The organism is Heliomicrobium gestii (assembly GCF_009877435.1).
Classification (GTDB): domain Bacteria; phylum Bacillota; class Desulfitobacteriia; order Heliobacteriales; family Heliobacteriaceae; genus Heliomicrobium; species Heliomicrobium gestii.
On the sequence record NZ_WXEX01000026.1, the window covers coordinates 1 to 9639 of the forward strand.

Below are 9639 nucleotides of genomic sequence, written 5' to 3' on the forward strand. Positions count from 1 at the left end.
CCGGATTGTATAGAGCAACCGAAAAAACTTAGGTTGGTAAACAATTCAGTCTGGATTTCCACGCTATCCTCTATTATAATGTTAATATATCGCGGTCGTGGCGGAATTGGCAGACGCGCTAGATTCAGGTTCTAGTAGTCGCAAGGCTGTGGAGGTTCAAGTCCTCTCGACCGCACCATGCGGAAGTAGCTCAGCGGTAGAGCATCGCCTTGCCAAGGCGAGGGTCGCGAGTTCGAATCTCGTCTTCCGCTCCATTTGTTATCATTTGTGTACAAATTTAGATAGAGAAGAACGAAAACCAGTGAGCAGGTGCTGGAAGGGACAGTGGCATCCTTTCCGAACGGTTCGAATCCGACCACTGGCTAACACCACCGGAAGGTGGTTTTTTTTTATGTTTACTCAGGCATGGGGGTTCTTGCTTCATGCCATACTAGGCCTAAGACGCCAAGGCCCTACGCCCCGGAACCCTGCCGGTAGAGGGTGACGGGGCGCAGCTATGTCAACCCGGCCTTGCCGGGCACGGATCGCGTCAAAAAGAAAGACGGCATTCGCCTGAGAAACGACTCAACCGGGTATGGTCTGGAACCAATTCCAGAAGAGAAGTGAGAAAAACCCCCGCCTCTACTCGAGGTTGGGGGTTTCTCGCACCCACACCCGTTCCAGGCACTCCTCCAATGCGCGCGTCATCTCCTCCGTATGAACCCGGCTGACGACAGCCCGTTCCGGCGGATCGGTGTAACACCAGGAGGCCATGGCGCAATCCTCACACCGGCCTTCTGGGTGGGGGCGGGGAAAAGGGATGATGATGGCCATCGCGCACCTCCCAATATCGGTCAGGGTCCATAAAAGCATATTACCGGCGCGATGAAAATATGTAAGCCGCCGGTCGTCGCGGCGGCTCCGGGGACGCCGTCGTTTACCGATCCGCTCCCCGTTGGACGAAGGTATGGCAGTCTGTTTCGACGTCATTGTTGGCGCCGCCCCCGGTTACATAGATTCCGGTGGCGTTGCAACGGTTCCCGGCATCCCAGAAATTGCAGTTCTGTACGGTGCAGGTAATCGATGGCACAGCCTGTTTCCCTGGCACAAAAGCTTCCGATAGAACGCCGCCCCAGTTGGTGTTGTCGAAAGAGGCGACCATCGTTCCCAACCCGCGCTTGCTGAAGGTCTTGCATTTCGTGGCTTCTGAGGCCTTCGGCATGTCGCCTTGTTCATTTAAAATATCGATGTTGGCGGCGCCACAGATCTTGCCCGGCAACCAATGGTTGCAAGTGGACACCTCACAGACCACATCCGGTTTCCCCAATGCGAACCACCTCCTAGGGGTAATGTGGACGAAAGCGCTCGAATCTATGTATGTCTACGGGACAGGGAGAGGCCTCGCTCGCTGTGATGGAGATCCTTAAAGCGCAAGTGGAGAAATGCGGTATTCTTGAAAGATTCTCGTAGCATTGCGAGTAAGAATCTGTTAACATAGTGCATGATATCTTAAAAGAGGAGGAAACATGGATGCATTCCCAACGTAAAAGATGGGCGCTCCCGTTGGCCCTGCTCGTCAGCGCCGGCTTGCTGGCATCTAGCCTGCTAACAGGCTGCACGCCCGGAAAAGGGCCTCAAAATACGGCGGAAGCCGGCGAGATCCTGATCGGCGGCAACTACGAGCTGTCAGGCGGCAACGCCACCTATGGCGCCGCAGCCGTCAACGGCATCAAACTCTACATCGATGACCTGAACGAAAAGGGCGGCCTGCTCGGCAAAAAAGTCAAGTTTGTCTCCCTCGACAACAAGTCTGAAGCCGGTGAGGCCAGCAACGTGGCGGCCCGCCTGATCAACCAGGAGAAGGTCGTCGCGATTTTGGGCGGCGCTGCCTCCAGTTCCACGGTCGGTTTCGTCAAACTGGCGAACGACAAGAAAACGCCTGTCATTTCTTCCTCTGCTGTTGCGGCTGAGGTAACTGTCGACGAAAGCGGCAAGACCCGCGATTACGTCTTCCGCGCCTGTTTTACAGCCCCCTTCCAGGGCGAAGTGATGGCCCAGTACGCGCTTGACTCGCTAAAACTGAAAAAGGCCGCCGTGCTCGTGGACAACCAGTCCCCCTACAGCAAGGGCTCCGGCAAGGCCTTCAAAGACTATTTCATTAAAAACGGCGGTCAAGTCGTGGCCGAGGAAGGCTACGTGACCGGCGACAAGGATTTCCGTTCCGTTCTCACCCGGATCAAAGGCGCCGACGCCGAACTGATCTACGTTCCCGGTTATTATGAAGAAGCCGGCTTTATCGTCAAGCAGGCCCGTGAATTGGGCATGCCCCTGCCGATCCTGGGCGGTGACGGCTGGGATTCGCCGACGCTCGCTAAAATCGCCGGCGCCGAGAACCTGAACAACACCTTCTTCAGCACCCACTACTCGGAAGAGGAAAAATCGGCTCGCGTGCAGGACTTCATGGCCGCTTACAAGACCAAGTACGGCGAAAACCCGGAAGCCCTCGGCGCTCTCGGTTATGACGCTGCGGCGATCGTCTGCGACGCCATCAAGCGCGCCAACTCCACCGATCCCGAGAAGATCCGCGAAGCGCTGATCGCCACGAAAGACCTGCAAGCCGTGACCGGCACGATCAGCTTTGACAACCAACACAACCCTGTCAAATCGGCCGTCGTCGTAGAAGTGAAGAACGGCAAGTTTACCTTCAAAGATAAGATCACGCCGAAGAGCTAACCGATTCACGTCGAAGGCGGACCCAGATGTGATGGCAGAGGCGGATTGCCTCGGCAAAGTGACTCGTTCAACGGAATGAATCCGGAGCGGGGCGGACCCAAGCGGTTTGCCCCGCTTTTGCCATGCTAAGGGGGAATGACGGTCATGAATCATCAACGCGATCAACTGCTCCGCATCTATCACTGCCTGCTCGATCATTTCGGCCCCCGGCACTGGTGGCCCGCCGATACCACTGTGGAGATGGTCATCGGCGCTATCTTAACGCAAAATGTGGCTTGGAAAAATGTCGTCACTGCCATCGATCAGTTGAAGCCGGCCGGTTTGCTCGATATCCAAGCTTTGGCCGAAGCGCCGAAGGAACAAGTGGCCATTCTCGTCCGCTCCACCCGCTATTACAACCAAAAAGCCGATCGGCTGCAAGCCTTCGCTCGGCTCATCGTCGAGGAATATGGCGGGGAATTGGAAAACCTGTTGTCCCTGGAGGCGCAAGAATTGCGCCGACGGTTGCTCGCCATCAAAGGGATCGGCAAGGAGACGGCTGACTGCATCATCCTCTATGGCGCCGGGCAGCCCATATTTGTCGTCGATGCCTACACGAGACGCGTCTTTTCCCGCCTGGGCTTCTTCTCCGAGCAGGCGAGCTATGACCAGATGCAGGCCTTTTTTACGGAGCGCCTTGCGCCGGAACTGAAACTTTTTCAGGAGTATCATGCGCAAATCGACTGCCTTGGCAACCGCCTCTGTCTGGCCAAAAGCCCGTCATGCGCGCTCTGTCCCCTGGGAGAATGCTGCGCCTTTGCCGGACAGGCCTTGAGGGGCGAAGAGGAGAATGCCATCGCCATGCGGAGCGAGGGAACGCAGGAATAAGAGCGGCATCAGGGGAATCAAAGGGAGTGTAACCATGCGATGTAAAGGAATCGGGAATGAGGCAGCACGCAACGGCAAGGGATTCCTGTCCAAGGGATTTTTCATAAAGCGATGTTTCCGGCCAGGGTTTTTACGGAATCCAGAATGCTTGCCGAAGAAAGGGCGACTTGAGACGCCGCTGGTGCTCGTAACGAACCGAAGGCTCTGCGCGGCTGAGCGGGATTTGCAAAGTGTCGTTGCCGGGGCGCTTGAAGGCGGCGTCGATGCCGTCATCTTGCGAGAAAAAGATCTGGAAGGGAAGCGGTTGCTGGAACTGACGGAGCAACTGCTGGCGCTGACGCGGCCCGCCGGGGCGCCCTTGATTATCAATGGAAATGTGGCCGTCGCCATGGCAGCCGGGGTCGATGGGGTCCATCTCGGCGCAGGAGACCTGCCGCCGTCCAAAGCGCGCGCCATTATCGGTCCGGCCATGTTATTGGGCCGTTCCATTCACTCCGCCGAGGAAGCGCAGGCGCTCGTCAATGCCGGCGAAGCCCACCATCTCGACTATTTTCTCTTCGGAAACGTTTTTGAAACGACCTGCAAACCGGGCAAAGCAGGCGCAGGCATGACCGCGCTGACAGAGGTCACTCGACGTTCGCCCATTCCGGTGATCGCCATCGGCGGGATCACCGGCGGAAATGCCGCGTTGATCGGGCGGTGCGGCGCCGCAGGGGTTGCCGTCATGTCGGCGATCATGGCCGCTGCCAACCCGGCGGCGGCGGCGAAGGCCATCGCTGTCGCCTCGGCTGCCACAGCCGCTGCGGATACCTTGACGCCTTCAGCGATTGCCGTCACACCCACTGTGGCTGTCGCGACGATGGTTACAACTGCTGGTCGGCCGAATAAAAATGGAACCAGGGCTGGTGTCACTGGCCCGTCAGGTTTGCTTTATGGGATCATCGGGCGAGAGCAGGCCCCCGACGAGGCGACGCTGGCGGCTATGGCCGATGCCGCTTATGCCGGTGGCTGTGATCTCATCCAACTGCGGGAGAAGAACATGTCCACGGGCGAATTGTTGCGACGCGCCCAAATCGTGCGAGAGATTGCCGCGCGCCGGGGGAAACTGTTTATTGTCAATGACCGCCTTGATATCGCCCAGGCCGCCGGCGCTGACGGCGTGCACCTCGGCGCGGAAGACTTGCCGCCTGAGGTGGCCCGCCGGATGTGGCCCGGCGGACTCATCGGCGTCACCGTCCGAGACATCGCCCAGGCCCAGGCGGCGGCCGCGGCTGGCGCTGATTACGTGGGAGCGGGGCCGGTCTTCCCAACAACCTCGAAAAAGCTTGACGCCGACCCCTTGGGTGTTTCCGGCTTGCAGGCGATCTGCCAGGCCGTTGACATTCCTGTTATCGCCATTGGCGGACTGACAGCCGATAGAATCACTGGGCTTCAGCAGACGGGCTGCCAGGGCGTAGCGGTCATTTCGGCTCTATTTCAGGCGCCTGTCGTTCAGGAGCCAGACCGGGCTGCACAGTTCGGCACGGCGGTGGCCCAGGCAGCCCGGCGACTGAAATCAGTGCTCTCCCAAGAGTAGCAAAAAATCACGCTGGGGCAGGAACAATGGGCGACTTTGTTTAAAGTGATTACTTGACGGAAGAAGGGTGCTCGTCAAACCCCTCCAATAAGATGCTCCATACCGCAACGAAGACGCCGATACCGCAACGATATCAAAGAAAGAGGGATGAACGCTTGTATTTGGGAGCGCACTTATCCATTTCAAAAGGGTTTGAGGCCGCCGTCCGGGAGGCTCTTTCCATTGGAGCAACGACGTTCCAATTTTTCACACGCAATCCTCGCGGCGGCGCGGCCCGAGCCCTCGATCCGGAGGATATTGCCCGTTCCATACAGCTGCGTGTAGAACATGGTTTTGGCCCCCTGGTTGCCCACGCTCCCTACACGATCAACCTGGCGGCCCCCAAAGAGGAGACATGGAGCTTTGCCAAGACGACGCTGGCGGCGGATATTGTCCGGATGGCCACAGCGCAGATTCCCTATATCGTCGTTCATCCCGGCAGCCATGTGGGCCAGGGGATTGCGGCGGGCATTGATCGGATCACCCAGGCGCTGAACGAGGTGCTCCGGCCCGACCAGGGGGTAACGGTGTTGCTGGAAGGGATGTCTGGCGCAGGCACCGAGGTGGGGGGACGATTTGAGGAGCTGCGGGCGATCATCGACGGCCTCCAGACGCCCGAGAAGGTGGGCGTATGCCTGGACTCGTGCCACTTGTTTGGCGCCGGCTATGATGTGAAAAGCGATTTCGCTGACGTCCTCGCCACCTTTGACCGGATCGTCGGCATCGACCGGTTAAAGGCGATGCACATCAACGACAGCCAGCAGCCTCTGGCTTCCCATAAGGACCGCCACGCCCTGTTGGGACAGGGGCTGATCGGCAGTGAAGCCATGGCGGCGCTGCTCAATCACGCCGCTCTGGAGGGGCTGCCGCTCAACCTGGAAACACCTGGCGAGATCGATGACTATCGTCGAGAAATTGCCTGGATGCGGTCGACTCGAAATCAATAAACTATAGAGGTAAGGGTGGAAGAACATGATTTTGCGCAAAGCCCGGATGCACGATGTGGAGGATATTCATGGCTTGATCAGCGACAGCGCTGCCGAAGGGCTGATGCTGGCCCGGTCGCGCAGTCTCCTCTATGAGGGGCTGCGGGACATCACCGTTGCCGTGGAGGAAGGGCAGATCATCGGAACGGGATCGCTGCATATCCTGTGGGAGGATCTGGCGGAAATCCGCGGCTTGGCCATCCGCAAGGAAGCCCGTGGACGCGGTATCGGCAAGGACATTGTGGAGATGCTGATCGAGGAGGCTAAAAACCTGGGGATTGACCGTGTCTTTGCCCTGACCTATCAGGAGGGGTTTTTCCGCAAGTGCGGCTTTGAGGTGGTTCAGAAAGAACAATTGCCCCATAAGGTTTGGAAGGAATGCATCGACTGCCCCAAATTCCCCAACTGCGATGAGGTCGCCATGTTGCTTCACGTCAAGTAGCCGAAGACGCCCCCTATGGGATACCTGCCCGGTGCGCCGGACCGCCCCTTTCCTATGTCAAATCGCGTCCTTGTACATACCACCGAAAGACGGTCCTTTTTGTAGTTCTGTCTTACATCCGCTGCGCTTGCAACTGCTCAGAACGAGAGGGGCGCAAGCACGGCCCGGTGGGAACGAAAAGGAAGGGATTGGCCGTGACGGAACAACCGTTGAAGGTTCTCTTTGTATCTGCTGAGGTTGTCCCCTTTGCCAAGGCCGGAGGTCTGGCCGATGTAGCCGGTTCGCTGCCTCGCGCCCTCAATTCGTTGGGTGTCGACGCTCGAGTCGCCATGCCCCGTCATGGACAGATCCCCAAGGGCGCTTACATTACGGATCACTTGGTGGAGATCGACGCCCGCAAGGAGACGGCGGTGATCCGGGCGGGCCGGATCGAGGCGCTTCCCGGTGGAAACGCCGTCCCGGTGTACTTTATCGACAACTACCAGTATTTTGGCCGAGAGAATATCTACGGGTATGGCGATGATGGCGACCGGTGGGGCTTCTTTTCTCGCGCCGTCATGGAAATGCTTGAACCGATCGATTTTATTCCCGACATCCTGCATTTCAATGACTGGCAGTGCGGCCCCGCCATCGCCTTGCTTAAAGAAGAATATCGTCATCATCCCGCCTATCGCCGGATCGCCAGCGTGTTGACGGTTCATAACCTGGAGTATCAGGGCCATTTCGGACGAAATAGCCTCCGGTTCATCGGGTTGCGCGATGATCTCTTCCGTCCGGGCGCCGTCGAGTTTCATGGACAGGTAAACTACATGAAAGCTGGTCTGGTCTTTGCCGATGTGATCAACACGGTCAGCCGGACCTATGCGGAGGAAATTCAAACGCCCGAATACGGCTGGGGACTCGACGGGTTGCTGCGACTGCGTCACAATGATCTCTTCGGGATCGTCAACGGGATTGATGTGGAGGTTTACGACCCAGCCACAGACCCGCACATCCCCTACCACTTTTCGCAAGAGAACATGGAAGGGAAAAAGAGGAACAAGGCGGAACTGCAGCGTGAACTCGGCCTGCCGGTGTCCGATGCGCCGCTGTTGGGGCTGGTCCACCGGCTGGTCGACCAAAAAGGGATCGATCTCTTTGAGGGGATTGAAGAGGCGCTCTTTGAGGAGGATCTGCAATTGGCCGTCGTGGGCCAGGGCGATCCCCGTTATGAGGGCCTTTTCCGGCGATTGAAGCAGCATTTTCCGGAGAAGGTGGGTCTTTTCATCGGTTTTGATTCACCGCTGGCGCAGCGGGTCTATGCCGGCAGTGACTTTTTCCTCATGCCCTCTCGCTTCGAACCATGCGGCCTTGGTCAACTGATCGCCTTCCGCTATGGCGCCATCCCCATTGTCCGCTCCACTGGCGGTTTGGCCGACACCGTCACAGATGTCCGTTTCCCGAACGGCAATGGTCTTGTCTTTGAAGCCTATGCGCCGGAAGATTTCCTTGATGCCATTCGCAGGGGGCTCGCGTTGTACTGGCAGGGGAGGCGTTGGAACGAACTGGTCGCCAAGGTGATGGGGTTGGATCACTCCTGGCGCAGGTCGGCTGATGAATACCTGGAGCTTTACGGACGGGCAAGGCGGAAGGTCAACCTTGAGGTGTAAGACGCGTCAGCGTAGGGTGAACGGGGGTAGTACCTGGCAGAAAGGCGACAAGGCAATATCTCGAAATTGTAACCTTGTCCATTGAATTGGACAAGGTTTATACTAAAATGGAGAATATTGTGGTAGGGAGGGCGGATGTGCGCTATCAGGTTTTAGGTACGACCATGCAAGCCTTAGATATTGATCTCGAATCGGGGGAGCGCATCTACACGGAATCGGGCGCCATGACCTGGATGTCGGACAATGTTCGTATGGACACCAATTTCAAGGGTGGATTGTTAAAATCGCTGGGACGCATGTTGTCTGGGGAATCGCTGACATACACCTTCTTCGAAGCGGTTGGCGGTTCGGCCAATCTCGGCTTTACCCCGTCGGCGCCGGGTAAGGTATTGCCCGTTGAACTTGTGCAAGGCTATGAGTTGATCTGCCAGAGAGATGCTTTTTTATGCGCGCAGGAGTCGGTCGAGATGAGTATCTTTTTTCAACGCAAACTCGGCACAGGCTTTTTCGGCGGTGAAGGCTTCATCATGCAAAAGCTCTCGGGGCAGGGCATGGCTTTTGTGGAGATTGACGGTGAGGTCATCGAGAAAAAACTGGCTCCCGGTGAGCGACTGTTGGTCGATACGGGTCATGTGGCTATGATCGAATCGTCCGTTTCGATGGACATTCAGTTTGTCAAAGGGTTTAAAAATGTCATCTTTGGCGGGGAAGGGATTTTTCTGACCACATTGACCGGTCCTGGTCGTGTGTGGTTGCAGACCATCACCCTGGCCAACCTGGCGGGACGGATTTTGGCTCATGCCGGGAAGCGGGAATCGTCAGGTGGTATCGGAAGTTTGACAGACTTTTTCGATGATTGATTTGATTGATTGAATTGTTTTAAAAGACAAATTGAAGAATAGGTCATGATGAAGGATAAAATCGAAGTGTGTCGAAAAATAAGCATCGGGGTACGCCATATTGAATGCCCGCGAGGTGAATGTCCTGACGATGCTTGCGCTAATCGGTTTTATCTTAATCTTAAGCGCATTGTTGCTGGGGTCGTGGTGGCGCTTTTTACAGGGGACGCCCTTCGGCCAACTCCCGCTGATGGTCGTCGGGTGCACGCTGATGTGGCTAATCACCCTCAGTTTTCCTCAGATTGCCTTATTGCCCAGCCCCTACCTTTTCCTGGTGGGGGGAGGGTTGCTGATCGCATCTGTGGGCTTGGCGCGTACCTATATACGTGAACACACAGAGGATCATGAGACTCCCTTCGCCGTAGTTGACACTACAGTGGACCGAGAGAGCTTGGCCGTTGTGCCGCCCTGGTCTTCGGAGCGAGAGGCGGGAGTTGTCTCGTTGCCGATTACGCATCTGGCGCATGTT

General features: G+C 57.1%; 10 protein-coding genes and 2 tRNA genes. 10 read left to right on the plus strand and 2 right to left on the minus strand.

The genetic code is table 11. The features are described from left to right. Positions 1 to 91: 91 nt before the first annotated feature. Positions 92 to 178, plus strand: a tRNA-Leu gene (locus GTO89_RS16700). A gap of 1 nt (position 179) precedes the next feature. After that, positions 180 to 254 (plus strand) — tRNA-Gly (locus GTO89_RS16705). A 367-nt stretch (positions 255 to 621) separates the two neighbouring features. Here the strand turns inward: GTO89_RS16705 and GTO89_RS16710 are convergent. Both GTO89_RS16710 and GTO89_RS16715 read right to left on the minus strand, forming a co-directional pair. Then, entirely contained in the window at positions 622 to 813 is a 192-nt protein-coding gene (locus tag GTO89_RS16710) for a hypothetical protein (protein ID WP_161263229.1), read from the minus strand. Positions 814 to 916: 103 nt separating this feature from the next. Next, positions 917 to 1306, minus strand: a complete 390-nt coding sequence (locus GTO89_RS16715; protein WP_161263230.1) for a DUF1540 domain-containing protein — start codon at positions 1304 to 1306, stop codon at positions 917 to 919. Positions 1307 to 1509: 203 nt separating this feature from the next. On the opposite strand from GTO89_RS16715, the gene GTO89_RS16720 reads away from it, so the two are divergent. The 8 genes from GTO89_RS16720 to GTO89_RS17210 all read left to right on the plus strand — a co-directional run. Further along, positions 1510 to 2712, plus strand: coding sequence for an ABC transporter substrate-binding protein (locus GTO89_RS16720; RefSeq protein WP_161263231.1), 1203 nt, complete (start codon positions 1510 to 1512; stop codon positions 2710 to 2712). A gap of 144 nt (positions 2713 to 2856) precedes the next feature. After that, positions 2857 to 3579: an endonuclease III domain-containing protein gene (locus GTO89_RS16725; protein WP_161263232.1), complete on the plus strand. Its 723-nt coding sequence runs from the start codon at positions 2857 to 2859 to the stop codon at positions 3577 to 3579. Between the two features lie 148 nt (positions 3580 to 3727). Then, complete coding sequence (gene thiE / locus GTO89_RS16730; protein WP_161263233.1) at positions 3728 to 5155, plus strand: thiamine phosphate synthase; 1428 nt, start codon at positions 3728 to 3730, stop codon at positions 5153 to 5155. Positions 5156 to 5310: 155 nt separating this feature from the next. Next, on the plus strand, positions 5311 to 6141 hold the full coding sequence (locus tag GTO89_RS16735) for a deoxyribonuclease IV (RefSeq protein WP_161263234.1): 831 nt from the start codon (positions 5311 to 5313) through the stop codon (positions 6139 to 6141). A gap of 25 nt (positions 6142 to 6166) precedes the next feature. Next, the gene (locus GTO89_RS16740; protein ID WP_161263235.1) at positions 6167 to 6622 is read left to right on the plus strand and encodes an N-acetyltransferase; all 456 of its coding nucleotides are present in this window, start codon (positions 6167 to 6169) and stop codon (positions 6620 to 6622) included. A 194-nt stretch (positions 6623 to 6816) separates the two neighbouring features. Then, a complete protein-coding gene (locus GTO89_RS16745; protein ID WP_161263236.1) occupies positions 6817 to 8271 on the plus strand; it encodes a glycogen synthase in 1455 nt (484 codons plus the stop codon). A 137-nt stretch (positions 8272 to 8408) separates the two neighbouring features. After that, the gene (locus GTO89_RS16750) at positions 8409 to 9131 is read left to right on the plus strand and encodes a TIGR00266 family protein (protein ID WP_161263237.1); all 723 of its coding nucleotides are present in this window, start codon (positions 8409 to 8411) and stop codon (positions 9129 to 9131) included. Between the two features lie 100 nt (positions 9132 to 9231). Beyond that, positions 9232 to 9639, plus strand: a 408-nt coding sequence (locus GTO89_RS17210) for a hypothetical protein (RefSeq protein ID WP_207708940.1), incomplete at its 3' end; no start/stop codon positions are given.

Bases quoted from the DNA above. Each gene is read 5' to 3' on its own strand.
- GTO89_RS16710 (WP_161263229.1), bottom strand. From the start codon at position 813: ATGGCCATCATCATCCCTTTTCCCCGCCCCCACCCAGAAGGCCGGTGT.
- GTO89_RS16720 (WP_161263231.1), top strand. From the start codon at position 1,510: ATGCATTCCCAACGTAAAAGATGGGCGCTCCCGTTGGCCCTGCTCGTC.
- GTO89_RS16725 (WP_161263232.1), top strand. From the start codon at position 2,857: ATGAATCATCAACGCGATCAACTGCTCCGCATCTATCACTGCCTGCTC.
- GTO89_RS16740 (WP_161263235.1), top strand. From the start codon at position 6,167: ATGATTTTGCGCAAAGCCCGGATGCACGATGTGGAGGATATTCATGGC.